Origin of the sequence: Kluyvera genomosp. 2 (assembly GCF_036759865.1) — a bacterium.
GTDB lineage: Bacteria > Pseudomonadota > Gammaproteobacteria > Enterobacterales > Enterobacteriaceae > Kluyvera > Kluyvera ascorbata_B.
Genome location: NZ_JAPKIA010000015.1, coordinates 48,935 through 75,915 on the forward strand (window position 1 = coordinate 48,935; position 26,981 = coordinate 75,915).

Annotated in this window: 24 protein-coding genes and 1 pseudogene; 20 read left to right on the forward strand and 5 right to left on the reverse strand. The window is 57.2% G+C overall.

Annotated features, from left to right (window positions below; translation table 11 throughout):
- Positions 1–11 precede the first annotated feature (11 nt).
- The 5 genes from aroC to V6942_RS16635 are packed head-to-tail and all read left to right on the forward strand — an operon-like array spanning position 12 to position 3,580.
- Positions 12–1,097, forward strand: a complete 1,086-nt coding sequence (gene aroC, locus V6942_RS16615) for a chorismate synthase (protein WP_106924227.1) — start codon at positions 12–14, stop codon at positions 1,095–1,097.
- Between the two features lie 2 nt (positions 1,098–1,099).
- Positions 1,100–1,924 (forward strand): penicillin-insensitive murein endopeptidase, encoded by an 825-nt coding sequence (gene mepA, locus V6942_RS16620; RefSeq protein ID WP_106924228.1) that lies wholly within the window; start codon positions 1,100–1,102, stop codon positions 1,922–1,924.
- On the forward strand, positions 1,924–2,733 hold the full coding sequence (locus tag V6942_RS16625; protein WP_106924229.1) for a sulfite exporter TauE/SafE family protein: 810 nt from the start codon (positions 1,924–1,926) through the stop codon (positions 2,731–2,733). The genes mepA and V6942_RS16625 overlap by 1 nt, the downstream gene beginning before the upstream one ends.
- Positions 2,733–3,278 carry an elongation factor P hydroxylase gene (locus V6942_RS16630; RefSeq protein ID WP_333501510.1) on the forward strand — a complete coding sequence of 182 codons (546 nt, stop codon included), beginning with the start codon at positions 2,733–2,735 and terminating at the stop codon, positions 3,276–3,278. Before V6942_RS16625 ends, V6942_RS16630 begins: the two co-directional genes overlap by 1 nt.
- Positions 3,279–3,304: 26 nt before the next feature.
- On the forward strand, positions 3,305–3,580 hold the full coding sequence (locus V6942_RS16635) for a YfcL family protein (protein WP_106924231.1): 276 nt from the start codon (positions 3,305–3,307) through the stop codon (positions 3,578–3,580).
- Between the two features lie 40 nt (positions 3,581–3,620).
- On the opposite strand, the gene mnmC is transcribed toward V6942_RS16635, so the two are convergent.
- Positions 3,621–5,621 (reverse strand): bifunctional tRNA (5-methylaminomethyl-2-thiouridine)(34)-methyltransferase MnmD/FAD-dependent 5-carboxymethylaminomethyl-2-thiouridine(34) oxidoreductase MnmC, encoded by a 2,001-nt coding sequence (mnmC, locus tag V6942_RS16640; RefSeq protein ID WP_333501511.1) that lies wholly within the window; start codon positions 5,619–5,621, stop codon positions 3,621–3,623.
- Positions 5,622–5,781: 160 nt separating this feature from the next.
- On the opposite strand from mnmC, the gene fabB reads away from it, so the two are divergent.
- Positions 5,782–6,993 carry a beta-ketoacyl-ACP synthase I gene (gene fabB / locus V6942_RS16645; protein ID WP_035895077.1) on the forward strand — a complete coding sequence of 404 codons (1,212 nt, stop codon included), beginning with the start codon at positions 5,782–5,784 and terminating at the stop codon, positions 6,991–6,993.
- A 209-nt stretch (positions 6,994–7,202) separates the two neighbouring features.
- Positions 7,203–8,378, forward strand: a complete 1,176-nt coding sequence (locus V6942_RS16650) for an MFS transporter (protein WP_106924233.1) — start codon at positions 7,203–7,205, stop codon at positions 8,376–8,378.
- A 3-nt stretch (positions 8,379–8,381) separates the two neighbouring features.
- On the opposite strand, the gene V6942_RS16655 is transcribed toward V6942_RS16650, so the two are convergent.
- Positions 8,382–9,119, reverse strand: a complete 738-nt coding sequence (locus tag V6942_RS16655) for a GntR family transcriptional regulator (RefSeq protein ID WP_106924234.1) — start codon at positions 9,117–9,119, stop codon at positions 8,382–8,384.
- Positions 9,120–9,314: 195 nt separating this feature from the next.
- Here V6942_RS16655 and V6942_RS16660 point away from each other — a divergent pair, with 195 nt between their 5' ends.
- The 3 genes from V6942_RS16660 to V6942_RS16670 all read left to right on the forward strand — a co-directional run bounded on the left by V6942_RS16660 (position 9,315) and on the right by V6942_RS16670 (position 11,880).
- Complete coding sequence (locus tag V6942_RS16660) at positions 9,315–9,623, forward strand: PTS sugar transporter subunit IIB (RefSeq protein WP_106924235.1); 309 nt, start codon at positions 9,315–9,317, stop codon at positions 9,621–9,623.
- 39 nt (positions 9,624–9,662) lie between these two features.
- A complete protein-coding gene (locus V6942_RS16665; protein WP_333501512.1) occupies positions 9,663–10,994 on the forward strand; it encodes a PTS sugar transporter subunit IIC in 1,332 nt (443 codons plus the stop codon).
- A gap of 76 nt (positions 10,995–11,070) precedes the next feature.
- On the forward strand, positions 11,071–11,880 hold the full coding sequence (locus V6942_RS16670) for a Cof-type HAD-IIB family hydrolase (protein ID WP_333501513.1): 810 nt from the start codon (positions 11,071–11,073) through the stop codon (positions 11,878–11,880).
- On the opposite strand, the gene flk is transcribed toward V6942_RS16670, so the two are convergent.
- Positions 11,860–12,876, reverse strand: a complete 1,017-nt coding sequence (gene flk / locus V6942_RS16675) for a flagella biosynthesis regulator Flk (RefSeq protein WP_106924238.1) — start codon at positions 12,874–12,876, stop codon at positions 11,860–11,862. The two genes, V6942_RS16670 and flk, sit on opposite strands and share 21 nt — an antisense overlap.
- A gap of 108 nt (positions 12,877–12,984) precedes the next feature.
- On the opposite strand from flk, the gene pdxB reads away from it, so the two are divergent.
- The 9 genes from pdxB to purF all read left to right on the forward strand — a co-directional run bounded on the left by pdxB (position 12,985) and on the right by purF (position 22,134).
- Complete coding sequence (gene pdxB / locus V6942_RS16680) at positions 12,985–14,112, forward strand: 4-phosphoerythronate dehydrogenase PdxB (protein WP_333501514.1); 1,128 nt, start codon at positions 12,985–12,987, stop codon at positions 14,110–14,112.
- Between the two features lie 79 nt (positions 14,113–14,191).
- A complete protein-coding gene (locus tag V6942_RS16685) occupies positions 14,192–15,205 on the forward strand; it encodes an aspartate-semialdehyde dehydrogenase (protein WP_106924240.1) in 1,014 nt (337 codons plus the stop codon).
- Entirely contained in the window at positions 15,205–16,017 is an 813-nt protein-coding gene (gene truA, locus V6942_RS16690) for a tRNA pseudouridine(38-40) synthase TruA (RefSeq protein WP_106924241.1), read from the forward strand. The genes V6942_RS16685 and truA overlap by 1 nt, the downstream gene beginning before the upstream one ends.
- Before the next feature lie 24 nt (positions 16,018–16,041).
- On the forward strand, positions 16,042–16,701 hold the full coding sequence (locus V6942_RS16695; RefSeq protein WP_106924242.1) for a DedA family protein: 660 nt from the start codon (positions 16,042–16,044) through the stop codon (positions 16,699–16,701).
- 196 nt (positions 16,702–16,897) lie between these two features.
- Positions 16,898–17,812 (forward strand): acetyl-CoA carboxylase, carboxyltransferase subunit beta, encoded by a 915-nt coding sequence (gene accD, locus V6942_RS16700; RefSeq protein WP_106924243.1) that lies wholly within the window; start codon positions 16,898–16,900, stop codon positions 17,810–17,812.
- A gap of 70 nt (positions 17,813–17,882) precedes the next feature.
- The gene (gene folC / locus V6942_RS16705; protein WP_106924244.1) at positions 17,883–19,151 is read left to right on the forward strand and encodes a bifunctional tetrahydrofolate synthase/dihydrofolate synthase; all 1,269 of its coding nucleotides are present in this window, start codon (positions 17,883–17,885) and stop codon (positions 19,149–19,151) included.
- The gene (gene dedD, locus V6942_RS16710; protein WP_182930240.1) at positions 19,141–19,815 is read left to right on the forward strand and encodes a cell division protein DedD; all 675 of its coding nucleotides are present in this window, start codon (positions 19,141–19,143) and stop codon (positions 19,813–19,815) included. Before folC ends, dedD begins: the two co-directional genes overlap by 11 nt.
- 279 nt (positions 19,816–20,094) lie before the next feature.
- Entirely contained in the window at positions 20,095–20,583 is a 489-nt protein-coding gene (cvpA, locus tag V6942_RS16715; protein ID WP_106924246.1) for a colicin V production protein, read from the forward strand.
- Between the two features lie 33 nt (positions 20,584–20,616).
- Positions 20,617–22,134 (forward strand): amidophosphoribosyltransferase, encoded by a 1,518-nt coding sequence (gene purF, locus V6942_RS16720; protein WP_106924247.1) that lies wholly within the window; start codon positions 20,617–20,619, stop codon positions 22,132–22,134.
- A 103-nt stretch (positions 22,135–22,237) separates the two neighbouring features.
- On the opposite strand, the gene V6942_RS16725 is transcribed toward purF, so the two are convergent.
- Both V6942_RS16725 and V6942_RS16730 read right to left on the reverse strand, forming a co-directional pair.
- Positions 22,238–24,199 carry a glycoside hydrolase family 127 protein gene (locus V6942_RS16725; RefSeq protein WP_333501515.1) on the reverse strand — a complete coding sequence of 654 codons (1,962 nt, stop codon included), beginning with the start codon at positions 24,197–24,199 and terminating at the stop codon, positions 22,238–22,240.
- Between the two features lie 7 nt (positions 24,200–24,206).
- Positions 24,207–25,610, reverse strand: a pseudogene (locus tag V6942_RS16730) (MFS transporter).
- 345 nt (positions 25,611–25,955) lie between these two features.
- Between V6942_RS16730 and V6942_RS16735 the strand changes: the two are divergent.
- On the forward strand, positions 25,956–26,969 hold the full coding sequence (locus V6942_RS16735) for a LacI family DNA-binding transcriptional regulator (RefSeq protein WP_182928563.1): 1,014 nt from the start codon (positions 25,956–25,958) through the stop codon (positions 26,967–26,969).
- Positions 26,970–26,981: the final 12 nt, after the last annotated feature.

A 26,981-nucleotide genomic window follows, 5' to 3' on the forward strand; every position in this document is an offset into this window, starting at 1 on the left:
ACGGAGTCGTGATGGCAGGAAATACAATTGGACAACTCTTTCGCGTAACCACCTTTGGCGAGTCGCACGGCCTGGCGCTGGGCTGCATCGTTGACGGCGTGCCGCCCGGCATTCCGTTAACCGAAGCCGATCTTCAGCACGACCTCGATCGTCGTCGCCCGGGGACATCGCGCTACACCACGCAACGCCGCGAGCCGGATCAGGTGAAAATCCTCTCCGGTGTCTTTGAAGGCGTGACCACCGGCACCAGTATTGGCCTGCTGATTGAAAACACCGATCAGCGCTCTCAGGATTACGGCGCGATTAAAGACGTTTTCCGCCCGGGGCATGCCGACTACACCTACGAGCAGAAATATGGGCTGCGCGACTATCGCGGCGGTGGGCGTTCTTCTGCGCGTGAAACGGCGATGCGCGTGGCCGCCGGGGCGATCGCCAAGAAATTCCTTGCCGAGAAGTTTGGTATCGTTATTCGCGGCTGTCTGACTCAGATGGGCGACATTCCGCTGGCGATTAAGGACTGGGATCAGGTTGAACAAAACCCGTTCTTCTGCCCGGATCCGGACAAAATTGAGGCCTTAGATGAGCTGATGCGCGGCCTCAAAAAAGAAGGCGACTCAATTGGCGCTAAAGTCACCGTCGTGGCTGATGGCGTCCCGCCGGGTCTCGGTGAACCGGTATTCGATCGCCTGGACGCCGATATTGCCCATGCGCTGATGAGCATCAACGCGGTAAAAGGCGTAGAGATTGGCGATGGCTTTGAGGTGGTGAAACTGCGCGGCAGTGAAAACCGCGATGAAATCACCAAAGCCGGTTTCCAGAGCAACCACGCGGGCGGTATTTTGGGCGGCATCAGCAGCGGCCAACAGATTGTGGCCAATATTGCGCTGAAACCGACATCAAGTATCACCGTGCCGGGTAAGACGATCGACCGCTTTGGCGAGGAAGTTGAGATGATCACCAAAGGTCGCCACGATCCTTGTGTTGGCATCCGCGCTGTGCCGATCGCCGAAGCGATGCTGGCTATTGTCCTGATGGATCATTTTATGCGCCAACGGGCGCAGAACGCCGATGTGACAACGTCAATTCCACGCTGGTAAACATGAAAAAAACCGTTATAGCGCTGCTGGCTCTGCTTGCCAGCGGCACCTCGCTGGCGGCAACGCCGTGGCAGAAAATCACTCAGCCTATCGCCGGCAGCGCCCAGTCTATCGGGGCATTTGCCAACGGCTGTATCGTCGGCGCGCAGGCGCTGCCGCTCCAGTCTGACACCTACCAGGTGATGCGTACCGATCAGCGCCGTTATTTTGGCCACCCGGATCTGGTGCAGTTTATCCAGCGGCTTGGCGGCCAGGTGCAGCAGCTGGGTATGGGCACGATGCTGATTGGCGATATGGGTATGCCCGCAGGCGGGCGCTTTAACGGCGGACACGCCAGCCACCAGAGTGGTCTGGATGTCGATATTTTCCTGCAGCTCCCGAAGACGCGCTGGAGTTCAGCACAGCTGCTGAAACCGCAGGCGCTGGATTTGGTGAGCGCCGACGGCAAGCGCGTCGTGCCGACGCTGTGGAAACCGGAAATTGGCCAACTGATTAAGCTGGCGGCGGAAGACCGCGACGTGACGCGAATTTTCGTCAACCCGGCCATCAAGCAGCAGCTGTGCCTGGAAGCGGGCAACGATCGCGACTGGTTGCATAAAGTGCGCCCGTGGTTCCAGCACCGTGCGCATATGCACGTGCGGCTGAAGTGCCCGGCTAACAGCTTAGAATGTGAAGAGCAGGCGCCGCCGCCTGCGGGTGACGGCTGCGGCGCTGAGCTGCAAAGCTGGTTCGAACCGCCAAAACCTGGCACCACCAAACCTGTGAAGAAGACGCCTCCACCGTTGCCGCCTTCCTGCCAGGCGCTACTGGATGAACACGTACTCTGATGGACAGTTTTTCCGCGTTATTTATGGTCGAGCCGCTCATGCTGGTGGCGCTGTTCTTTATTGCCATTCTGGCTGGCTTTATTGATTCACTGGCCGGCGGCGGCGGTTTGCTGACCGTCCCGGCGCTGATGGCAGCGGGCATGCCGCCCGCGCAGGCGCTGGCAACCAACAAATTACAGGCCTGCGGCGGCTCACTCTCCGCATCGCTCTATTTTGTGCGCCGCAAAGTGGTGAATCTGGCCGATCAGAAGCTGAATATCCTGATGACCTTCATTGGCTCAATGACCGGTGCGCTGCTGGTGCAGCACGTGCAGTCCGATATTCTGCGCCAGATCCTGCCCATTCTGGTTATCAGCATTGGTCTTTACTTTCTGCTGATGCCAAAGCTGGGTGAAGCCGATCGTCAGCGCCGTCTGTACGGCCTGCCGTTTGCGCTGGTTGCTGGCGGCTGCGTAGGCTTTTACGATGGCTTCTTCGGCCCCGGTGCGGGTTCGTTTTATGCGCTGGCGTTTGTGACGTTGATGGGCTTTAACCTTGCCAAATCCACCGCGCACGCCAAGGTGTTGAACGCGACCTCGAACGTCGGTGGTCTTTTGCTGTTTATCATTGGCGGCAAAGTTATCTGGGCGACCGGCTTTGTGATGATGATTGGCCAGTTTTTTGGCGCGCGCATGGGCTCGCGCTTAGTGTTGAGTAAGGGGCAAGCGCTGATCCGCCCGATGATCGTCGTGGTCTCCGCGGTGATGAGCGCCAAGCTGCTCTATGACAGCCATGGACAGGAAATCCTTCAGTGGTTAGGGATGCATTAATGACCAAAACGCATGATTACCAGCAGCTGGTAACGCTCTTTGATAGCTGCTTCGCCGATGAGTTTAATACTCGTCTGATTAAAGGCGATGATGAACCCATCTATCTTCCGGCAGACGACGAGGTTCCTTACAACCGTATCGTTTTCGCCCACGGCTTTTTTGCCAGCGCGCTGCACGAAATTTCCCACTGGTGCATCGCCGGGAAGGCGCGCCGCGAGCAGGTCGATTTTGGCTACTGGTACTGTCCGGACGGGCGCGACGCCGAGACTCAAGGGCAGTTTGAAGACGTCGAAGTGAAACCGCAGGCGTTTGACTGGCTGTTTTGCGTGGCGGCGGGCTTTCGGTTTAACGTCAGCTGCGACAACCTGGAAGGCGATTTCGAGCCGGACCGCATCGTGTTTCAGCGACGCGTGCATGCGCAGGTCATGACCTATCTGAAAGAGGGCATCCCGCCGCGTCCGGCAAAATTTATCAAGGCATTACAAGATTATTATCAGACGCCGACCCTAACGGCGGAACACTTCCCATGGCCTGAGGATCTCTAAGCCATGTTACAGAAAGAGGAAAGAAGATGATCGCGGAGTTTGAAGCACGCATTCTGGCGTTAATTGATGAGATGGTGGAGCACGCCAGCGATGATGAGCTGTTTGCCAGCGGTTATCTGCGCGGCCACCTGACGCTGGCGGTTGCCGAGCTTGAAGAAAGCGAAGCGCATTCTGCCGATGCCCTGTATCGCAACGTGACGCAGAGCCTGGAAACGGCGATTGGTGCCGGTGAACTGACGCCGCGCGACCAGGCGCTGGTCAAAGCCATGTGGGACAACCTGTACCAGCAGGCCGCCCGCTAAGCGCATTTGCCCGGTATCGCTGCCGGGCAAACGTTCTGCGTTATTTTACCGCTTTTCCCTTCAGCAGTTTTCGCACCCATAATCGGTTTGGATTGAGCCCCGCCAGCGTAGTCGCGTCAAGCGGCAGCGGTTCATTGCTCATCTGTGCTGCCAGCACTTCGGCGCTTAACGGCGCAGTACACAGCCCGCGCGACCCCAGCCCCCCCAGCATAAACAGCTCAGGATACACCGGGGCCGAAATCGCCGTTTCCGGACTTTCGTGCAGCGTGGCATATTCAGCGAGCGTGGCGGCGTAGTCCGGCACGTTACCGACCATCGGCAGATGATCGCGCGTGGCACAGCGAACGCCACAGCGGGCGTCGTTAGCGCTAACGTCGACCTCCAGCGGCCATGTTTCCTGCGGGAAGCAGTCAATCAAGCGCTGACGATTATGCTGCTGGTCTTCAGCATTAAATGCCATTTCTCGCGCTCCGCGATGATAGCTGGCGCCAATGCAGTGCTGCTGATTCTGCGGGTTCTGCGGGGTCAGGTAGCCGTCATAGCACAAGACCTGGTTCAGTTTCGCCAGGCTGTCGCTGGTTGGGATATGGCTCACTTGGCCGCCGACGGCGTACACCGGAAGCGTCTCGGTTTGCGTAAATTGATTGATATTGTGACCGTTTGCCAGCACCACGCAGGGGGCGGTGGCCGTTTGTCCGTCGCTAAACGTCAGCTGCCAGCCGGATTCCTCACGGGCCAATGCGCTGAGCGTTTTGCCAAAGTGGGCGTTAAGCCCCTGCTGGCGGGCCAGCGCCAAAGCGCCAGCGGTGAGCTGAGCCGGGCAAAGCCAGCCGCCGAGCGGATACTGAATGCCTCCGCAGCCGGTCTCCAGGCCGATGCTGTCCCGCACGGCCTGCGCGCTGACCGCTCGCGCGATATCGGCGGGAAGGTCGAGCGTCAGCATTTGGGCAATTTTCTGCGCGCTTTTTTCATCCCACCCCAGTTGCGTGACGCCGCACCACTGATGATCGAAAGCCACTGGCAGCGCATCGTACAGCCGGCGAGCATACAGAAACGCCGCCGGGAAGAACTGCGCCAGCGCGGCATCATGCGCGCTCAGCAGTGGATAAAGCGCGCCCTGGCGATTGCCGGAGGCTCCCTGAGCCGGCTCATCGTCTGCGCAATACAGCGTGACCGACCAGCCGCGGCGCAACAGCGCCAGCGAGAGCAGGGCGCTGGCGATGCCGCCGCCGATAATAGTGGCTTCGCGTACTTGGCTGCCGGTGCGGGCAAACCACGGCGCGCGCGCAGCATTCGGCAGCGGCTCACGCATTTCACCGATCAGCATTTCACGCTTGCGCCCAAAGCCTTTGCTTTTACGCATAGTAAAGCCCGCTTCCTGTAGCCCGCGACGCACAAAGCCTGCGGAGGTAAAGGTCGCGAGCGTGCCGCCCGGCCGCGCGGTACGCGCCATGGCGGCAAACAGCGTCGGCGTCCACATGTCCGGGTTTTTCGATGGCGCAAAGCCGTCGAGGAACCAAGCGTCAACCTGCTGGTTAAAGCTGTCGTCGAGGGTATCCGTGAGCGCATTGATGTCGCCGAACCACAGATCCAGCGTCACGCGACCGTCATCAAGCAACAGGCGGTGACAGCCCGCCAGCGGCAGAGGCCACTGCGCCTGAAGCTGCTCGGCCCAGGTTGCCAGTTCTGGCCAGTGCTGGTGGGCCAGACGCAGGTCTTCGGCTTTCAGTGGGTACTTTTCAAAACTGACGAAATGTAATCTTTGTAGCGTAGCATCGGGATGCTGACGGCGGAATGCGTCGAAGGCCTGCCACAGCGTCAGGAAATTGAGGCCGGTGCCAAAGCCGCTTTCCGCTACCACAAAAAGCGGATGCGGATGTTGGGGGAAACGTACCTCTATCTGGTTACCGCCGAGGAAAACGTAGCGGGTCTCTTCCAGACCGTTGTCGTTGGAGAAATAGACGTCGTCAAAATCTCGGGAAACAGGTGTACCCTCACTGTTAAATTCGAGGTTGGCGGATTGTATGGCGTTATGTTTCACGTAAGTTACTCGCGCGGCAAGGAGTCTGCCGATCTTAACGATGCGTGCCCGCAGGCGCAAATTTCTGCATAAAATTGCTGATCGGACTTGTTCGGCGTACAAGTGTACGCTATCTTGCGACTCGAAACTTTAAAATAGTGATGACTTACAGAGGTATTGAATGAAACGTGCAGTGATTACTGGCCTGGGTATCGTTTCCAGCATCGGTAGCAACCAGCAGGAAGTCCTGGCATCCCTGCGTGAAGGACGCTCGGGGATCACTTTCTCTCAAGAGTTCAAAGATTCTGGTATGCGTAGCCACGTATGGGGTAACGTCAAACTGGACACCACGGGTCTTATCGATCGCAAAGTGGTCCGTTTCATGAACGATGCCTCTATCTACGCTTATCTCTCTATGCAGCAGGCGGTTGAAGACTCCGGCCTGAAGGCAGAAGATTACCAGAACAACCCGCGTGTGGGCCTGATTGCCGGTTCCGGCGGCTCTTCGAAAGCGCAGGTATTCGGTGCAGACGCCATGCGTAGCCCGCGTGGCCTGAAAGCGGTTGGCCCGTATGTGGTAACCAAAGCGATGGGCTCTGCGGTTTCCGCGTGCCTGGCAACGCCGTTCAAAATTCACGGTGTGAACTACTCCATCAGCTCCGCGTGTGCAACCTCCGCACACTGCATCGGCAACGCGGTTGAACAGATTCAGCTGGGCAAACAGGACATCGTTTTTGCTGGCGGCGGCGAAGAGCTGGGCTGGGAAATGGCCTGTGAGTTCGACGCGATGGGCGCACTGTCCACCAAATACAACGACACGCCAGAAAAAGCATCCCGTACCTATGACGCACACCGTGATGGTTTCATCATCGCTGGCGGCGGCGGTATGGTTGTGGTTGAAGAACTGGAACACGCGCTGGCGCGCGGTGCGCATATCTATGCAGAAATCGTTGGCTACGGTGCAACCTCCGATGGCGCAGATATGGTTGCTCCATCCGGTGAAGGTGCAGTGCGCTGCATGAAGATGGCAATGCACGGCGTTGATACCCCAATCGACTACCTGAACTCCCACGGCACTTCTACCCCGGTAGGTGACGTGAAAGAACTGGGCGCTATTCAGGAAGTGTTTGGCGACAACAGCCCGGCAATTTCTGCAACCAAAGCCATGACCGGCCACTCTCTGGGCGCCGCTGGCGTACAGGAAGCTATCTACTCTCTGCTGATGCTGGAACACGGCTTTATCGCGCCAAGCATTAACATCGATGAGATGGACGAGCAGGCCGCTGGTCTGAACATCGTGACCGAACCGACCGAGCGTGAACTGACTACCGTCATGTCCAACAGCTTTGGCTTCGGCGGCACCAACGCCACCCTGGTGATGCGTAAGCTGTAATTTCACATTGAATGGAAAAAGGAGCCCCCGGGGCTCCTTTTTTTTATGCGTTGACAACGGACGGAAAGAACAGGCAAACTCGCGGCTCAACATTATCATCACGATAATGCGTAAGCGTTCAACGTCAACCAACGCACCTTAATCCTGATGATCAGGTAGAGGGGGCGTGGCTACAGCACCTCGCCTTACTCAGCATTCTGGAGTAAAGCATGACAGCAGTAACTCAAAGTGAACCAACATCTTCTTCGAACGGGTCGTTATTTCGCATCGCGTTTGCGGTGTTTCTGACCTATCTCACCGTCGGCATTCCGCTGCCGGTCATTCCGCTATTTGTGCATCAGGAATTGGGCTACGGCAACACGATGGTGGGCATTGCCGTGGGCATTCAGTTCTTTGCTACCGTTCTGACGCGTGGCTACGCCGGACGATTGGCTGATCAGTATGGCGGTAAACGCTCGGCGCTGCAGGGGATGGCCGCCTGCGCGTTTGCCGGGGCCGCCTGGCTTGGTGCGGCGCTGCTGCCGGTGGATGCGATGGTCAAATTTGGCCTGCTGATCGTCGGGCGCTTGATCCTGGGTTTTGGTGAAAGCCAGTTGTTAACCGGTACCCTGACATGGGGGATGGGGCTGGTGGGGCCAAAGCAGTCCGGTAAGGTGATGTCCTGGAACGGAATGGCGATATTTGGCGCGCTGGCCGCAGGGGCACCACTTGGGCTGTATATCAACAACCGCTACGGTTTTGCGGTGTTGGCTGGGGTGACGATGATGCTGCCGCTGTTGGCCTGGGCGTTTAACGGCTCGGTGCGCAAGGTCGCGGCGCTGGCGGGCGAACGTCCGTCGCTGTTCAGCGTTATTGGACTTATCTGGAAGGCCGGTGTGGGGCTGGCGCTGCAGGGCGTGGGCTTCGCGGTGATTGGTACCTTCGTGTCGCTCTACTTTATGAGCAAAGGCTGGTCGATGGCAGGTTTCACGCTGACGGCATTCGGCGGCACGTTCGTGCTGGTGCGTATTCTGTTTGGCTGGATGCCCGATCGCCTGGGCGGCGTAAAGGTCGCCGTTGGCTCGCTGCTGGTGGAGGCCGTGGGACTGCTGCTGCTGTGGCAGGCGCCCGATGCGTGGTTTGCGCTGGCCGGCGCGGCGCTGACCGGTGCGGGCTGTTCGCTTATTTTCCCGGCGCTGGGCGTGGAAGTGGTCAAGCGCGTGCCGCAGCAGGTGCGTGGAACGGCGCTCGGCGGCTATGCGGCTTTCCAGGATATTGCGCTCGGCGTTTCCGGGCCGCTGGCGGGGATGCTGGCCACCTCGTTCGGCTATCCGTCGGTGTTCCTCGGCGGGGCTATTTCCGCCGTGCTGGGGATTGTCGTGACGCTTTGGTCGTTCCGTAAATAGCGGTTATTGATCGGCCCGCATTTCCCGTGGGCCGGTCGCCGCTTTACGCGGCAGAAAATACTTCACCTGAAATTCGAACATATTAGTGTAGAGAATCGAGTAATCAATAGGGTGTTGCTGCTCGTCTACTGCCTGGGTTTGCATGCGAATAATCGGGTCTAGTGTGCTGATGTGCAACAGCTTTGCCACCTCGGCTGATGGCAGTATCGGCTGGATAGATTCATAGCAGCCGAGGATCTTCACGCCGCATTCATTCTCGAGGTACGAGAATTTCGAGTTTTTCATATGGGCAATCGTCAGGTCCGGGAAACGGCTGGCGGACAGCCAGGTCTCTTCCATCTGCATGGCAATATTGTCGATAAAACGTAGCCGCCTGGCATAATACACCGGCTCACCGTGGCCGACCCGCAGGTGGGTCGCGATGTCGTCAGAGGCGCGCTGGAGCTCGAATTTGAGAATCTGGCTGGTCGGGGTTTTGCCTTCGTTGCGGGCGATTTCGGTAAAGCTGTCGAGATGGGTTACTGAGGCCTGAAAGTGCTTGTTACGTAAATAGGTGCCCGAGCCGTGTCGTCGCTCAATCATCCCTTCCTCTTCCAGCGCTTTGAGCGCCTTGCGTAAGGTATTACGCGATACACCATATAATTCTGCCAGCTCTTTTTCCGACGGCAGAAGATCGCCAATATTGTAGCTCGCGCTATTTAATCTGTTTTTTAGCAGGTTGATGACGTTCTGGTATACCACTTTTGAACCTCCTTAAATCCTTTTTAAACAAATAGTTATCAATCTATTTCCATGATTTTTGCTAAACACGTTCATGTATCTCACGATTATTGAACATCTTGGGCGTAGGTAACTGTGATCGGAATACAGGTTACGGAAATTAACAATTATTAAAGTGATCGTCAATTAAGGCTTGGTTTTAAAAAAGGACGTTGGATGAAGAATATATTATTGGTATGCGCAGCAGGGATGTCGACCAGTATGCTGGTAAAAAAAATGCGTGAACATGCGGAGGCGGAAAATATTACCGCGACGATTTATGCGCTGGCGATTTCCGAAGCCAAAGAGCAGATAAAAAAGCAGGAAGTTGACGTGGTTTTATTAGGCCCGCAGGTCCGTTTTCAACAGCGGGAAATCGAAGCGATTGCTCAGGGGAAAATGCCGGTTGCGGTTATTGATATGAAAAGCTACGGCCAGATGGACGGTAAGGCCGTTTTAGAACAGGCGCTACGGTTATTCCATTAATAATTCAAATTAACTTTTCCAAAAAATTAAGGGACCATTATGGGGTTTATGAATTCATTTGAACGAGGGATGGAAAAAATCCTCGTTCCTGTAGCGATTAAATTGAATTCTCAGATACACGTTTCGGCCATTCGCGATGCATTTATTTTATCATTCCCGATTGTGATGGCCAGTTCGCTGATTATTCTTATCAACTTTGCCATCCTGTCGCCGGACGGTTTTATTGCCAGTATATTACACCTTGGCACGCTGTTTCCTAATCTTGCCGATGCCCAGCAAATATTTACGCCAGTGATGAATGGTTCGGTCAATATTATGGCTGTGCTGATTACCTTCCTTGTGGCGCGCAATATGGCGATCAGCTATCAGCAGGACGACCTGCTGTGCGGCCTGACGGCGATTGGCGCATTCTTTGTGGTGTATACCCCCTATGTGATTATCGATGGCCAGGCCTACCTGACCACCAAATATCTGGGGCCGCAGGGGCTGTTTGTGGCGGTGATCGTGGCGCTGCTGTCGAGCGAAATTTTCTGTCGACTGGCGCGCAATCCGAAGGTGACGATCAACATGCCAGCGGCGGTGCCGCCGGCGGTTGCGCGCTCTTTCAAGGTGCTGCTGCCGATCTTCTTCGTGATGATCTTCTTCTCGGTGCTGAACTTCCTGCTGTCCAAAATTTCGCCGAACGGGCTGAACGATCTGATCTACACCCTGATCCAGGCACCGCTGAAGGATATGGGAACTAACATCTTCACCGTGCTGATTCTGGGGCTGGTGGCCAACTTCCTGTGGATTCTGGGTATTCACGGGCCAAATACCGTAGCCGCGATTCGCGAAACGATTTTCTCGGAAGCGAATCTGGAAAATCTGTCATACGCCGTCTCTCACGGCTCGACCTGGGGTGCGCCGTACCCGATCACCTGGACCGGCATCAACGATGCTTTCGCTAACTGCGGTGGTTCGGGGATGACGCTGGGCCTGCTGCTGGCCATTTTTATAGCCTCTCGCCGTAAAGATTACCGTGACCAGGCGAAAATGGCCTTTGTGCCGGGGCTGTTCAATATCAACGAGCCGGTCATGTTTGGTCTGCCGATCGTGCTGAACCCGATTCTGGTAATTCCGTTTATCCTGGTGCCGTTTGTGAACGCGCTGATTGGCTACTTCTTTATCACGCTGGAGATTATCCCGCCGATTGCCTACGCGGTACCGTGGACGACGCCGGGCCCGCTGATAGCCTTCTTCGGCACCGGCGGTAACTGGATGGCGCTGTTTGTTGGCGTGCTGTGTCTGGCGGTTGCGACGCTTATCTACCTGCCGTTCGTGATTGCCGCGAACAAAGTGAATATGTCTGCGGCTGCGGAAGAAAGCGCGTAACGCCTTTGCCCACGCCGTTCTGCTTGTCCCCGGCCCGCGTTCGGCGAACGCGGGCTATCCTCTTCAAGGAGAATGCATGATTAAGCTGATTATTACCGATCTCGACGGGACCTTCTTAAACCGCAGCGGCGATTACAACCGCCAACGTTTTACGCAGATTAAATCACTGATGCAGCAGCAGGGCGTGGCCTTTGCGCTGTGCACCGGTAAGCAGTGTGAGCGGGTGGAGGAGCTGTTTGGCGAACAGGTGAGGGATTTCTGGATCCTTGGCGATAGCGCCACGCGCATTAAGTACGGCGGTGAGTATGTCTATCAATCACCGATTAAAAACGCGCTGGGTCGGGAGATGATTGCCACGCTTGAAGCGGTGAACAGCGAAGCCGTCATCATCGCCTGTACGTCCAACGGCGCCTATGTTAAAGCATCGATTGCGCCGGAAATGCTGGCAAAAGTCAAAATGTCTTATGCGCACGTGGTGCTGATAGACGACTTTAACGCGGTGGAGCATGATTTTGTTAAAATCTCGCTGTTTGATATCAAAGGTCGCTGCCCGCAGATCAAACCGCACCTGGCTGAGTTCTTTGATAAAGCCTATATCGTGGTTTCGGAAGACGCGTGGATTGATATTGCCGACGCCGGCGTTCACAAGGGGCACACGGTGGAGATGTTGCAGCGCATGCTGGGGGTAAGCAAAGACGAGACGATGGTGTTCGGCGATGGCCTGAATGATATCGAGCTGATGACGCGCGCCGCCTGGAGTTTCGCCATGCGTAACGCCTTTGACGAAACCAAACAGGCCGCGCGATATATCACCGGCAGCAATGAAGAAGACGCGGTGATGACAACCATTGCGCAGATACTCAATCTACAGCAGCAGCCACAGTAGCAGGGCGACAACCACCAGCACGACGGCTGCCAGACCCGGGCGTGCCGACAGCGATTTGAGCGTAGTCATGACCGGGGCAAACGGCGCGTAAATAGGCTGAAGGTCGCGCGCTTCCAGCGTGTACGCATGGGCTACGCGCTCGCGCTCGATGCGTTTGAGGAACAATAGGTTCAGCAGTTCCTGCACCTGTACCGGCGTTAGCACCGTTTGCGGCGTTGCGTTCCAGTTTTGCTGGGCGACATCGCGCAGCAGCTGCCCTTCCTGTGGCTCCAGCGGCTGCTTGAGCGCAGCCTGCAGGACGTTAAGCGTGGGCGCGGGATGCGTACTCAGCGTCAGCCTCGCCTGCAGCAGAGTGACCAGCGCGTTGAAATGTTTCGCCGGCAGCGGGTCACCGGATTTCACGCCGGAAAGTTCCAGTAGTGATTGCCAGATGAGCTTGTTGGAATCCCCTGTGGCGGCGGAGAGCTTGGTGACCAGCTGGTTCAGCGTGTTGTGCTCGGCCGGCAGGAGCGGTCTGTCAGTGGCCGGCCGCTGCTGCGGCTGCGGAATCGACAGCTGATTTTGCTGTAACAGCTGCAGCACGTTTTTTAACTGCTGCGGGGTCAGTTGGCTAAGGGCGGTTTGCCCATACTGCTGGCGGATGTAGTCGCTGACGGCCTGACGATTATTCCCCTGGCCTAGCAGCTCGGTCAGCTGCGATAGCGTCTGGCGCGTGCTCAGCTTTTGTTCGGCAGCGCCGATTCGCTGATTAAGATTCTGCTCGGCGGCGGGAAAGTGGCGCGCCTGCAGCGGGGTATCGTTTTTCAGCCCCAGATCGTGCTTCACGCCCGCCCAAACCTCGGCATTCTGCTGTGAGGTCATTGCGATTAAGCGCGTGATCAGTCGTTCCAGCACCGTACGCTGTTGGGTACTCAACGGCTGTTCTCCCGCAGGGGAGAGGGGCGTTGTGCCGGCCCCCGGAGGGCGCGCGGGCATACCTGAAATGGGTTGCGTCATGATTCATCCTTTCCAATTGCAGTACTGATGCCCGGCGTAAGTATGCCTGGCGGCGAGATTATGGCACACTTCCCCGGTTTACTCTCGTTCTCAGACAGGTACTGAACCGTGAAAATCCTTGTTGATGAAAATATGCCCTACGCCCGCGAACTTTTTAGCCGTCTGGGCGACGTTACCGCCGTTCCCGGTCGACCGATCCCGACCGAGGCGTTAACCGATGCCGATGCCCTGATGGTGCGTTCCGTGACGAAGGTGAACGAAGCGCTGCTGGGCGACAAAGCGATCAAATTTGTCGGCACCGCGACGGCGGGCACCGACCATGTCGATCAGGCATGGTTGAAACAGGCAGGGATCGGTTTCTCCGCCGCGCCGGGCTGTAATGCCATCGCGGTCGTAGAATATGTCTTCTCGGCGCTACTGATGCTGGCCGAGCGCGATGGGTTTGCGCTGACTGACCGTACCGTGGGCATTGTCGGCGTGGGGAATGTCGGCGGCCGTCTGCAAAAACGTCTTGCGGCGCTGGGTATCAAAACGCTGCTCTGCGATCCGCCGCGCGCCGATAACGGCGACGCGGGCGATTTCCTCCCGCTGGAGGAACTGGTGGCGCAGGCTGACGTACTGACCTTCCACACGCCGCTGTATAAAGACGGCCCGTATAAATCGTTGCATCTGGCCGACGAGGCGCTGATTCGTCGCCTGAAGCCGGGCGCGATTTTGATCAACGCCTGCCGTGGCCCGGTGGTGGATAACGCCGCGCTGCTGAAATGTCTTGAAGAGGGGCAGAAGCTGAGCGTAGTGCTCGACGTTTGGGAGCCCGAGCCGGACCTCAACCTGGCGCTGCTGGACAAAGTCGATCTGGGGACATCGCACATTGCGGGCTACACGCTCGAGGGCAAAGCGCGCGGTACGACCCAGGTGTTCGAAGCCTACAGCCAGTTTATCGGCCAACCGCAGGAAGTGGCGCTCTCATCGCTGCTGCCGGCGCCGGAATTTGGCCACATCAGCCTGCACGGTCCGCTCGATCAGCCTACGCTGAAAAGACTGGTGCATTTGGTGTATGATGTGCGCCGCGATGACGCGCCGCTGCGAAAAGTCGCGGGGATCCCGGGTGAGTTTGACAAGCTGCGCAAAAATTACCTTGAGCGTCGCGAATGGTCATCATTAACCGTGGAGTGTGATGATGCCGAGGCGGCCGAGCTGCTGCAAAAACTCGGGTTTAACGCCGTACATTGTTAACGCCGTACATTGTTAATGTCTTCTTAATACCTCTGCCGGATACTCCGGCAGGGTCGCTTTTTTTCTGGAGTAAATCACCATGTCTGAAGGCTGGAATATTGCCATCCTGGGCGCAACCGGCGCCGTAGGCGAAGCCCTGCTTGAAACCCTTGCTGAACGTCAGTTCCCGGTGGGTGATATCTATGCGCTGGCGCGCGCCGACAGCGCGGGCGAACATCTGCGTTTCAACGGTAAATCGGTCAGAGTGCAGGATGCGGCGGAATTTGACTGGACGCAGGCGCAGCTGGCGTTCTTTGTCGCCGGTATGGAGGCGAGTGCCACCTATATAGAAGAAGCGACTAATTCCGGTTGTCTGGTTATCGACCTTAGCGGTCTGTTTGCCCTGGAACCGGACGTGCCGCTGGTGGTACCGGAAGTGAACCCGTTTGTGCTGGCTGACTATCGTAACCGTAACGTCATCGCCGTGGCAGACAGCCAGACCAGCCAACTGCTGGCGGCGCTGAAGCCGCTGATTGATGACGGTGGCCTGTCGCGCATCAACGTGACCAGCCTGATTTCCGCCTCTGCGCACGGTAAAAAAGCCGTCGACGCGCTGGCCGGGCAGAGCGCTAAGCTGCTGAACGGCATTCCTATCGACGAAGATGATTTCTTCGGTCGTCAGCTGGCCTTCAACATGCTGCCGATGCTGCCGGACCGCGAGGGCAACGTGCGTGATGAACGCCGTATTGTCGATCAGGTGCGTAAGATTATGCAGGATGAAGGGCTGATGATTTCCGCCAGTTGCATTCAGTCGCCGGTGTTCTACGGCCACGCGCAGATGGTGACATTTGAAGCCATGCGTCCGCTGTCGGCGGAAGAGGCGCGAGACGCCTTTGCGCGCGGCGAAGATATTGTGCTGTCGGAAGCGGGGGAATTCCCGACGCAGGTTGGCGACGCGACCGGCAGCGCGCATCTGTCGGTAGGCTGTGTGCGCAACGATTACGGTATGCCTGAGCAGGTACAGTTCTGGTCGGTGGCCGATAACGTCCGCTTTGGCGGCGCGTTGATGGCGGTGAAAACGGCCGAGAAGCTGGTGCTGGAGTATCTGTACTGATGTCTGAAATGGAGCAACTGCCGGTCTATCGAATTGCGCTGGGCATTGAGTACGACGGCAGCAAATATTACGGCTGGCAGCGGCAAAACGAAGTGCGCAGCGTGCAGGAAAAACTTGAAAAAGCCCTCTCGCAGGTGGCCAATGAGCCGATAAACGTCTTCTGCGCCGGGCGTACCGACGCGGGCGTTCACGGTACCGGGCAGGTGGTGCACTTTGAAACTCACGCCGTGCGTAAAGACGCGGCGTGGACGCTGGGCGTAAATGCGAATTTACCTGGTGACATTGCGGTGCGTTGGGTGAAAGCTGTGCCCGACGATTTTCATGCGCGTTTCAGCGCGACGGCGCGCCGCTACCGCTATGTGATTTATAACCACCGTCTGCGTCCGGCGGTGCTGGGTCAGGGGGTGACGCATTATCACCAACCCCTGGATGCTGAGCGGATGCACCGCGCGGCGCAAAGCCTGCTGGGCGAGAATGACTTCACCTCATTTCGGGCGGTGCAGTGCCAGTCGCGCACGCCGTGGCGTAACGTCATGCATATCAACGTGACCCGCTACGGCGCTTATATTGTTGTGGACATCAAAGCGAACGCCTTTGTGCACCACATGGTAAGGAATATTGTTGGAAGCCTGATGGAAGTTGGCGCAGGAAACCAGCCGGAGAGCTGGATTGCAGAACTGCTGGCGGCAAAAGACAGGACGCTTGCCGCAGCAACGGCGAAAGCGGAAGGGCTGTATCTGGTGGCGGTGGATTACCCCGCACACTTTGCGCTCCCTTCCGTGCCGATGGGCCCGCTATTCCTGGCGGACTAACGTAGTCATTTGGGGCTAAACAATATGGATCTCATCCGTTTTTTGATTGATTTTATCCTGCACATTGATGTGCACCTGGCGGAGCTGGTCGCGCAGTACGGCGTCTGGGTTTACGCTATTCTGTTCCTGATTCTGTTCTGCGAAACGGGGCTGGTAGTGACGCCTTTCCTGCCCGGCGATTCGCTGCTGTTCGTTGCTGGGGCGCTCTCCGCGCTGCCGACCAACGACATCAACGTACACGTCATGGTGGTACTGATGGTGATCGCTGCGATTGTCGGCGATGCGGTAAACTACACCATTGGACGCTTGTTCGGTGAGAAGCTCTTCAGCAACCCGAACTCGAAGATCTTTCGCCGTAGCTACCTGGATAAGACCCATGCTTTCTACGATAAACATGGTGGGAAAACCATCATTCTGGCGCGATTTGTGCCGATCGTCAGAACATTTGCGCCTTTTGTGGCGGGAATGGGCCACATGTCCTATCGTCATTTTGCGCTCTATAACGTGGCGGGCGCGCTGCTGTGGGTGCTGCTGTTTACCTACGCGGGCTATCTGTTCGGCGACCTGCCGGTAGTTCAGGAAAACCTGAAGCTGCTGATTGTCGCTATCATCGTGCTGTCCGTATTACCGGGCGTTATTGAAGTGATTCGCCACCGCCGCGCAGCGGCAAAACGGGCAAAATAACGCGCGCAAGCGGGGCACGATTCAGCCGTGCCCTGTTACGACATGTTTCGCGGTTCGACCACTTTTTTATGCCAAGTTTCGGGCTGTTATGTTTTAATGTGCAACATTCATGGTCTATGAAGGGGAAAAGTGGCATTATGCGCGCCCCCTTAATGGCAAAACTGGCATCGACCAGGTTCAGGCAGAAAGGTTATCAATGAGCTGGATTGAACGAATTAAAAGCAACATCACACCTACCCGCAAGGCGAGCATCCCGGAAGGGGTATGGACCAAGTGCGATAGCTGTGGTCAGGTTTTGTATCGCGCCGAGCTGGAGCGTAACCTCGAGGTTTGCCCGAAGTGCGATCACCACATGCGTATGTCAGCGCGTAATCGCCTGCATAGCTTGTTGGATGAAGGGTCCCTGGTAGAACTGGGCAGTGAACTTGAGCCGAAAGACGTGCTGAAGTTCCGTGACTCTAAAAAGTATAAAGACCGTCTGGCATCCGCGCAGAAAGAGACGGGTGAGAAAGACGCGCTGGTGGTCATGAAGGGTACCCTGCATGATATGCCGGTTGTCGCCGCGGCCTTTGAATTTTCCTTTATGGGCGGTTCAATGGGTTCTGTCGTGGGCGCGCGCTTTGTGCGTGCCGTTGAGCAGGCGCTGGAAGACAACTGTCCGCTGATCTGCTTCTCTGCCTCCGGCGGTGCGCGCATGCAGGAAGCGCTGATGTCCCTGATGCAGATGGCGAAAACCTCCGCTGCGCTGGCGAAAATGCAGGAACGCGGCTTGCCGTATATTTCCGTGCTGACCGACCCGACCATGGGCGGCGTTTCCGCAAGTTTTGCGATGCTGGGCGATCTGAACATTGCTGAACCGAAAGCACTGATCGGTTTTGCCGGTCCGCGTGTTATCGAACAGACCGTGCGTGAAAAACTGCCGCCGGGTTTCCAGCGCAGTGAGTTTCTCATCGAGAAGGGCGCGATCGACATGATCGTGCGTCGCCCGGAAATGCGACTGAAGCTGGCCAGCATTCTGGCGAAGCTGATGAATCTCCCGGCGCCGAACCCGGACGCGCCGCGCGAAAGCGTGGTGGTGCCGCCGGTACCGGATCAGGCACCAGAGGCCTGATGATGTAAAGGGCAGGGCCGGGTGGCGCTGCCCTTTTTGCTATTATTCACCGTTGAAAGTTGCGGGCATCATGGAAAAACATTCTATTCCTCAGGCCACGTCGCCCCTGGCTACGTGGCTTTCTTATCTGGAAAACCTCCATTCAAAAACCATCGACCTCGGACTGGCGCGCGTCAGCAAGGTCGCAGGGTCGCTCGACGTGCTGCAACCGGCGCCGTTCGTCTTTACCGTCGCGGGCACCAACGGCAAAGGCACCACCTGCCGGACGCTGGAAACCATCCTGATGGCCGCCGGCTATAAAGTGGGCGTGTACAGTTCGCCGCACCTGGTACGCTATACCGAGCGCGTGCGCGTGCAGGGGGAAGAGCTGGCGGAAAGCGCGCATACGGCATCATTCGCCGCGATTGAAGCGGCGCGCGGCGAAACATCGCTCACCTATTTTGAATACGGCACGCTGTCTGCGCTGTGGCTGTTCAAGCAGCAACAGGTTGATGTGGCCATTCTGGAAGTCGGCCTGGGCGGGCGACTGGATGCGACTAACATCGTCGATGCTAACGTTGCCGTAGTGACCAGCATTGCGCTGGACCACACCGACTGGCTGGGACCGGACCGTGAAAGCATCGGCCGTGAGAAAGCGGGGGTGTTCCGCGGTGGGCGGCCGGCGGTCGTCGGCGAGCCGGAGATGCCGCAGACGATTGCTGACGTGGCGCGCGAAAAGGGTGCATTGCTGCTGCAGCGTGACGTGGACTGGCGCTATAGCGTAGAGGCGGAAAGCTGGACCTTTAGCGACGCACAGGGCGAACTGCGCAATCTGCCGCTGCCTAACGTGCCGCAGCCGAATGCCGCCACCGCGCTGGCTGCGCTGCGCGCCAGCGGGCTTGCGGTGAGCGAGCAGGCGATTCGTGAAGGCATCGCTAGCGCGATCCTGCCGGGGCGTTTTCAGACTATCCAGTACGCGCCGCGGGTGATTCTCGACGTTGCGCATAACCCGCATGCCGCAGGCTACCTTGCCGGGCGTCTCAAATCCCTGCCGAAAACCGGGCGAGTGCTGGCGGTTATTGGTATGCTGCATGATAAGGACATTGCCGGAACGCTGGCGTGTCTGGAAAGCGTGGTCGACAGCTGGTACTGTGCGCCGCTGGAAGGGCCGCGCGGCGCGACGGCGGAACAGCTGCGCGCGCATTTGCGCGCGGGTGCCGTGTATGGCAGCGTGGCGCAGGCGTGGCATGCGGCGATGGCCGATGCCATGCCGGAAGATACGGTGCTGGTGTGTGGTTCGTTCCACACGGTAGCGCACGTGATGGAAGTATTGGACGCGGGGAGAGCCGGTGGCAAGTAAGTTTCAAAACCGTCTTGTCGGGACGATAGTGTTGGTCGCGCTGGGGGTCATTGTGCTGCCAGGGCTGCTTGACGGGCAAAAAAAGCATTATCAGGATGAATTTGCGGCCATTCCGCTGGTGCCTAAGCCCGGCGATCGCGATGAGCCGGATATGCTGCCGACGGCAACGCAGGCGCTGCCTGCTCAGCCGCCGGAAGGCGCCGCGGAAGAGGTACGCGCGGGCGATGCGGCGGCACCGTCGCTTGATTCCAGCCGTCTGGCGGTGAACGGTAACGGCGATCTCGAGCAGATCCCGCCGGCCGCCGAACTGCCGAAACCGAAGCCGGTCGAAAAACCGAAGCCGAAACCGCAGCCGGTAACGGAACAGGTGGCTGTTACCGCGCCGCCGAAAGCGGCACCTGAAGAGAAGGCTGCGCCGGTGGGCAAGGCTTACGTGGTGCAGCTTGGCGCGTTGAAGAACGCCGATAAGGTGAACGAAATTGTGGCCAGCCTGCGCGGCGCAGGTTATCACGCCTATACGTCGCCTTCGACGCCAGTTCAGGGTAAAATTACCCGCATTCTGGTTGGCCCGGACGCCTCGAAAGATAAGCTGAAAGGTTCGCTCGGTGAGCTGAAGCAGCTGTCGGGGCTGAGTGGGGTGGTGATGGGGTATACGCCGAACTAAGACGTGGGGCTTTTTCCCTCACTCTCTCTCCTTTGGGAGAAGGGACCTTAGGGCATCGTTGGTAGGTTTCGCACCCATTTTCTCTCTCGCCCCTTTGGGGAGAGGGGCGGGGTGAGGGGCCGGACAACGCCGAAAACGACCAGAAAAACGATGGCGTTGAATGTTTTTTCAGCGCCATTTTTTATTTATGCCTGGGAAGGAAATCCCTACGCAAACGTTTTCTTTTTCTGTTAGAATGCGCCCGAACTGGATGACAGGGCGTAGAATCGTGGGACATATATGGTCTGGATTGATTACGCCATTATCGCGGTACTGGGCTTTTCTTGCCTGGTGAGTCTTATCCGTGGCTTCGTTCGCGAAGCGCTATCGTTGGTGACGTGGGGCTGTGCATTTTACGTAGCCAGCCATTACTACAACGATCTGTCTATCTGGTTTACGGGCTTTGAAGACGAACGGGTTCGAAATGGGATTGCTATTGCGGCGCTGTTTATCGCGACGCTCATCGTCGGCGCTATCGTCAACTACGTGATAGGCCAACTGGTGGAGAAGACCGGTTTATCGGGTACCGACAGGGTATTGGGGATCTGCTTCGGCGCGCTGCGCGGGGTGCTGATTATTGCCGCTATCCTGTTCTTCCTCGACACCTTTACCGGCATGGCAAAGAGCGAAGACTGGCAGCAGTCGCAGTTTATTCCCTATTTTTCACCGGTTATCAGATGGTTTTTTGAATACCTTCAAAGCTCGTCAAGTTTCTTGCCCAAAGTATAAGCTTTGGGTCGTTGCTGAACGAGGAAAAGACGTATGTGCGGTATTGTCGGTATCGCCGGTGTTATGCCGGTAAACCAGTCGATTTATGATGCGCTAACGGTGCTGCAGCACCGTGGACAGGATGCCGCTGGCATCATCACCATTGATGCCAACAACTGCTTCCGCCTGCGTAAGGCGAACGGTCTGGTGAGCGATGTCTTTGAAGCCCGCCACATGCAGCGTATGCAGGGCAATATGGGTATTGGCCACGTGCGTTACCCAACGGCGGGCAGCTCCAGCGCCTCTGAGGCTCAGCCTTTCTACGTGAACTCGCCGTACGGCATTACGCTGGCGCACAACGGTAATCTGACCAATGCGCACGAGTTACGTCAGAAGCTGTTTGAAGAAAAACGCCGTCACATCAACACCACCTCCGATTCTGAAATCCTGCTCAATATCTTTGCCAGCGAGCTGGATAACTTCCGCCATTATCCGCTGGAAGCTGATAACATTTTCGCCGCTATCGCCGCGACGAACCGCCAGATCCGCGGCGCCTACGCCTGCGTGGCGATGATTATCGGCCACGGCATGGTTGCCTTCCGCGACCCGAACGGCATCCGTCCGCTGGTGCTGGGCAAACGCGATGTGGGCGATGGCCGTACCGAGTATATGGTGGCCTCCGAAAGCGTGGCGCTGGATACCCTCGGCTTTGAATTCCTGCGCGACGTTGCGCCAGGGGAAGCGATTTACATCACCGAGAAGGGGCAGCTGTTTACCCGCCAGTGCGCCGACAACCCGGTCAGCAACCCGTGCCTGTTCGAATACGTTTACTTCGCGCGTCCGGATTCCTTCATCGATAAAATCTCCGTCTACAGCGCCCGCGTGAATATGGGCACCAAGCTTGGCGAGAAGATTGCGCGCGAGTGGGAAGATCTGGATATTGACGTCGTGATCCCTATTCCGGAAACGTCCTGCGACATCGCGCTGGAAATTGCTCGTATCCTGGGCAAACCGTACCGTCAGGGCTTCGTGAAGAATCGCTACGTTGGCCGTACCTTTATTATGCCGGGGCAGCAGCTGCGTCGTAAGTCCGTGCGCCGCAAGCTGAACGCCAACCGCGCTGAGTTCCGTGATAAGAACGTGCTGCTGGTTGATGACTCTATCGTGCGTGGCACCACGTCCGAGCAGATTATCGAGATGGCGCGTGAAGCCGGTGCGAAGAAGGTCTATCTGGCCTCTGCGGCGCCGGAAATTCGTTTCCCGAACGTCTACGGTATTGATATGCCGACGGCCAATGAGCTGATCGCCCACGGGCGTGAAGTGGATGAAATTCGCCAGATCATCGGCGCGGACGGCCTTATCTTCCAGGATCTGAACGATCTTATCGACGCGGTACGCGCAGAGAACCCGGATATCCAGCAGTTCGAATGCTCGGTGTTCAACGGTGTCTATGTGACCAAAGACGTTGACCAGACCTATCTCGACTTCCTCGATTCACTGCGCAACGACGATGCGAAAGCCGTCCAGCTGCAGAATGAAGTTGAGAATTTAGAGATGCATAACGAAGGGTAAATCAGGACATGCCGGATGGCGACGCATCGCGTCTTATCCGGCCTACAGTCCACCATCGTTGTAGGCCGGATAAGGCATAGCCGCCATCCGGCTTTTTTTATGGTTATGCCTCGTCGACCCAAATCCGCATTTCGCCCTCGCCACGGTTGGCCCAGCTAAACCACGGAATAAAGGTCAGCATCTGCTTCTCAACCGCCGTCTGACGATTATCAAAGTTGTACAGCGGCTTATTCTCCTGAGCCGTCAACACGCGTAGCCCTTCCGCCTGTAGCAGCACTTTGCCTTTCAGCACGCCGACGCCCTGAATCTCGCGAAAGGTCGCCGTTTTCGGCAGCGACAGGTTGTGCAACTCCGCGCCGTTATCCGCTTCTTCCAGGCAGTAAACCAACGGCCCGCGCTGAATCGCCACTTTACCGGCAGCGTGACGCACCCGCGAGTTAGCATAGACGCGGCGGATGGTCATCGGCAGATGCAGCGTTACCACGTCGCCTTCCTGCCATTGACGATGCAGATGCAGATAGCCTTTGATGATGTTACCCTGCGCGGCGTTTCCGTTCACCCGCACCTGCGGCGCTTCACACCATTCCGGCAGGCGTAGCGCGAGCGTATGCTCGACCGCCTGCGGTTGGCTGAAGCGAATCGTGACCTGCTCATCCCACGGGTAGTTGCCCTCTATTTTCAGCGCCAGCGTCCGGCCATTAACCGTAAACTGTGCTTCGCTTCCGGCATAGAAGTTGATAAACAGCGCGTCCTGGCGCGGGGTAAAGAGGTAGTGGCCGATAGCGACGAGCGTGCGGGCGATATTCGGCGGGCAGCAGGCGCAGCCGAACCAGCGCTGGCGTACCGGCTTAATGTGGTCGTAAATATGGTTGTGTGGAATGCTCTTCGGGTGAGTCTCTAACGGGTTCACGTAGAAAAAGTGTTTGCCGTCCAGCGCCATGCCGCCAAGCACCGTATTGTAAAACGCGCGCTCCATGACCTCGGCGTAGTGGGCGTCTCCCTCCATCTCCAGCATGCGTCGGGCGAACATCATCAGACCGATGGAGGCGCAGCTCTCGCCGTAGGCGGTGTCGTTTGGCAGATCGTAGTCGCTGGTGAAGGCTTCGCCGATGCCCTGTGAACCGATACCGCCGGTGATGTACATCCGACGTTGTACCATATTGTTCCAGATGCGCAGACAGGTCTGGCGCTTTTCTTCATCATGAGTCAGGCGGGCGAGGTGCGCCAGGCCGGTCATCAGGTATACCGAGCGTACCGCGTGGCCGACCGCTTCGTTCTGCTCTGCGAGCGGTTTGTGCGCGTGGGTGTAGGCTTTATCCTTCACCATCCATGCCTCGCCCCAGTTGTCCCAGTGCCAGGTGCCGCCACGCTTTTCAAACTCAATATCGTAGTAGTACGGCTGCTGGCCGCGTTCTTCGAGGAAAAAGCGCGCCAGCGCCTGGTAACGAGGCTCCCGGGTGACTTCATACAAACGCATCAACGCCAGCTCGATTTCAGGATGCCCGGGATAGCCGCGCAGCTGGCCATCGTTCGGGCCAAAAACGGTATCAATATGATCGGCAAAACGGCAGGCTATCTCCAGCAGGCGGCGCTTACCGGTGGCGTTGAAGAACGCCACCGCCGCTTCGAACAGGTGCCCTGCACAGTACATTTCGTGGCATTCGGCCACGTTGGTCCAGCGTAGCCCCGGTTCTTTCACGGTATACCAGGTGTTGAGATAGCCGTCTTCGCACTGCGCCTGTGCCAGCAGTTCAATCACGGCATCGGCGGTTTGCTCAAGTTCGCTATCCGGCTTCTGGCTCAACGACCAGGCGACGGCCTCCAGCCATTTGGTGACGTCGCTGTCCTGGAACACCATCCCGTAAAATTCGCCGGGCTCCAGCCCGGCGGCAATGCGATAGTTAGCCAGCGCGTGGCTGGGTTCGGCTTCGGGAATGTTATCGTTCAGCGCTTCCCACTGGTAAGGGATCACCACGTCGCGAATCAACCGCTGGTATTCGCCCAGAAACGGGTCGGTGATGGTAATACGGTTCAGATCGGCTTCAATCACATCAGACTGCATCATGTTTACCTCAGGAAATGTGTGAATGTCTTTGGCGAAGGTCGGTAGAAATACGTTGCATCATTGGGCCGTTAAGTCGGCACTTCAGCAGGCACAGCGCCAGCGCGAGGTGGAACAGCGCCGGTACGATGCTTTGCAGCAGGGTGATACCCTGAATGGACGCTGCGGTCTGGCTTTCCAGCCCTGGCTGGTAGGCTACCATGATCAGGATCAGACTGATGATGCCGCCGGAAGAGGCCCAGGAGAGCTTGATGAAAAAGAGGTTAAAGGCGAAGTTCATCCCTGATGAACGCACGCCGGTTTTCCATTAGCCGTAGTCGTCGGCGAAGGCCATAATCGAGAAGTGCAGCGGCAGGGTGAAGCCTTGAATGACGCTATTTACGGCTATGCAAACCAGCCATAGCGTCTGATAGTGCGGCCCCGTAGGGAGGAAGTACATGCCCACGCCAAAAGCGACCAGAACAAGGTTCGTCCAGTAGTAGAGGCGCACCATATCCATGCGACGGGAGAGCGGGTTGACGATCACCGCGCCGGCAATCCCGGAAAGCGTCAGAATGCCGAAGAAGAGCGACATGTAGCCGGCGCCACCCTGGAGCACGTAGGAAATAAAGTACATATAGCCGCCGCCGCGGATGCACAGAATGTTCACCAGCAGGAACGACATCACCAGCATCATCAGTAACTGATCGTTTTTGCGCAGCCCTTTCAGGTGTTCGCGCAGGGTGAAATTGCCTGCTAGCGACAGCGGCACCCGCTCTTTTACCCAGAAGAAGCACAGCAGGAACATGATCATGCCTATCGTGCACAGCACGGTGACGCCGTACTGGTAGCCCTTGGCCAGGTTACCGTTACCGAAAAACTCAACCATCCACGGCAGGCCAACAGAGACGAGAAAACCGGCTACGCCGCTGAGCACAAAGCGCCAGGACTGGCAGGACATCACCTGATCGTGGCGATTGGTGATCGCGTTAATCAGCGCACAGTAAGGGACGTTGTTCGCGGTATAGCCAATCGATATCAGAAAGTAGGTACCGAAAGCCCAGGCTATTTTCGCGTTAGGCCCCATATCCGGTACGGTAAATGTCAGGATACCAATGACGGCGAGCGGAACCGCCGTCCACAGCTGCCAGGGGCGAAAACGCCCCCAGCGGCTGCGCGTGCGGTCGGCGATCACGCCCATTACCGGGTCGGAAACGGCGTCGAAAATACGCAGGACAAAAAACATCGCACCAACGATGGCCGGACTGAGGCCAAAGACATCGGTGTAGAAAAAAAGGAGAAATCCGCTGATTAAATCCGAGATGCAATGCCCGCCGGCATCGCCTAATCCATAGCCTATCTTTTCGCGGGTAGACAGCGTCTCTCCCGCATCAACGTTCTGTACATCGGTATTCAGGTTATCAGCAACGGTCATAACCAATCCTCGATCAGGGGGATGATTCAAAAAGTCATTACGGCGTATCTCTGACGAATTTTTAGTAAATAACTAACGGCGATGAGGATAGGACTTGAGCGCGTTTTTTGTATACAATGTGATTTTTAAAGAGTGAAATTGATCTTATTTTTACTATAAATTAATTATAAATGGTGATTTTGATCTCGTTTACTGGCTGTAATGCAGGAGGTATTGGAGCGTGTAGCATTCGTTATCAGTGTTCTTTTTAATATGTTTAGTAAAAATAAAACTTAGGATTGTCAGCTCGTTGGTGGTAGGGGATACTCTTTGTTCGGTCTGGCGGTGAAGAAGGTAAGCAAAAGCATGACGAAGAAGACCCGAATTAAAGACATTGCCAGCGCCTGCGGCGTCTCGATTGCGGCGGTTTCTCGGGCGCTGAAAGGGCAGCCAGGGCTGAGCGATGAGACACGCCAGCGTATCCTGACGATGGCGCAGGAAGCAGGGTATGACTTCAGCCGTCTACGCAACGGGCGTATTAAGCGGCTGCTTTTTTTGCTGCACCGCGAGCACAACATTGCCAGCGCGCTGCCGTTTTATTCCACGGTTATGCTCGGCGTGGCAGACGCCTGCCGTGAGAATGAGGTCGCCATGAGCTTCCAGCCGATTGGCCCGCAGGACAGGGTGGCGGATCTTATTCATCTGCATCAGCCAGATGCGCTAATCTGTGCCGGGTATCTCGAACCTGAAGTGCTGGCCGAGCTGCGGCAGGCCGCGCTGCCGGTGGCGCTGGTCGACCTGTGGGCGGCCGATTTTCCCTGCGTGAATCCGGATAACTTCCACGGGGGCTTTGTCGCGACGCGCCATCTTCTGGCGCAAGGGAGAACGCGTATCGCCTTTCTGGGGACTTCGCAACGCCATTACAGTATTCGCCAGCGCGTTGAGGGCTACCAGCAGGCGTTATTTGACGCCGGTCTGGCGCTGCCATCGGCGTACCGTATCGAGGTGCCGCCGGTAAAAGATATCGAACAGGCGCTGGTGGAAGGGATGTCGCAGCTGTTGGGGCTAGCGCAGCCGCCGGATGCCATTTTCGCCTATAACGACGTGGCGGCGCTGGTGGCGATGCGTGAGTGCGCGCGCCGGGGTATCCGCGTACCGCAAGACGTGGCGATTGTGGGTTTTGACGATATTGACGCTGCCGCCTGGGCGCATCCGCCGCTCTCGACGGTGGCGGTCGATAAACGCGAACTGGGGCGCGATGCTTTCCAGCTTCTGCTCAGCGATGAGAGCGAACGAAACCTGTTGCTGCCGGTTCGGCTGATAGAGCGCGAAAGTTCGGTAACTCACGCCAGTGCGTCACAGTTGCGTCTGGCACCATAATCCGGCAAAGTT

Coding starts and splice junctions, on each gene's coding strand:
- aroC (WP_106924227.1), top strand. CDS start 12: ATGGCAGGAAATACAATTGGACAACTCTTTCGCGTAACCACCTTTGGC.
- truA (WP_106924241.1), top strand. CDS start 15,205: ATGTCTGAAATGGAGCAACTGCCGGTCTATCGAATTGCGCTGGGCATT.
- V6942_RS16735 (WP_182928563.1), top strand. CDS start 25,956: ATGACGAAGAAGACCCGAATTAAAGACATTGCCAGCGCCTGCGGCGTC.
- flk (WP_106924238.1), bottom strand. CDS start 12,876: ATGACGCAACCCATTTCAGGTATGCCCGCGCGCCCTCCGGGGGCCGGC.
- V6942_RS16725 (WP_333501515.1), bottom strand. CDS start 24,199: ATGATGCAGTCTGATGTGATTGAAGCCGATCTGAACCGTATTACCATC.
- V6942_RS16695 (WP_106924242.1), top strand. CDS start 16,042: ATGGATCTCATCCGTTTTTTGATTGATTTTATCCTGCACATTGATGTG.
- V6942_RS16625 (WP_106924229.1), top strand. CDS start 1,924: ATGGACAGTTTTTCCGCGTTATTTATGGTCGAGCCGCTCATGCTGGTG.
- V6942_RS16665 (WP_333501512.1), top strand. CDS start 9,663: ATGGGGTTTATGAATTCATTTGAACGAGGGATGGAAAAAATCCTCGTT.
- purF (WP_106924247.1), top strand. CDS start 20,617: ATGTGCGGTATTGTCGGTATCGCCGGTGTTATGCCGGTAAACCAGTCG.
- V6942_RS16630 (WP_333501510.1), top strand. CDS start 2,733: ATGACCAAAACGCATGATTACCAGCAGCTGGTAACGCTCTTTGATAGC.
- V6942_RS16635 (WP_106924231.1), top strand. CDS start 3,305: ATGATCGCGGAGTTTGAAGCACGCATTCTGGCGTTAATTGATGAGATG.
- V6942_RS16670 (WP_333501513.1), top strand. CDS start 11,071: ATGATTAAGCTGATTATTACCGATCTCGACGGGACCTTCTTAAACCGC.
- cvpA (WP_106924246.1), top strand. CDS start 20,095: ATGGTCTGGATTGATTACGCCATTATCGCGGTACTGGGCTTTTCTTGC.
- accD (WP_106924243.1), top strand. CDS start 16,898: ATGAGCTGGATTGAACGAATTAAAAGCAACATCACACCTACCCGCAAG.
- fabB (WP_035895077.1), top strand. CDS start 5,782: ATGAAACGTGCAGTGATTACTGGCCTGGGTATCGTTTCCAGCATCGGT.
- folC (WP_106924244.1), top strand. CDS start 17,883: ATGGAAAAACATTCTATTCCTCAGGCCACGTCGCCCCTGGCTACGTGG.
- mepA (WP_106924228.1), top strand. CDS start 1,100: ATGAAAAAAACCGTTATAGCGCTGCTGGCTCTGCTTGCCAGCGGCACC.
- V6942_RS16685 (WP_106924240.1), top strand. CDS start 14,192: ATGTCTGAAGGCTGGAATATTGCCATCCTGGGCGCAACCGGCGCCGTA.
- V6942_RS16650 (WP_106924233.1), top strand. CDS start 7,203: ATGACAGCAGTAACTCAAAGTGAACCAACATCTTCTTCGAACGGGTCG.
- V6942_RS16660 (WP_106924235.1), top strand. CDS start 9,315: ATGAAGAATATATTATTGGTATGCGCAGCAGGGATGTCGACCAGTATG.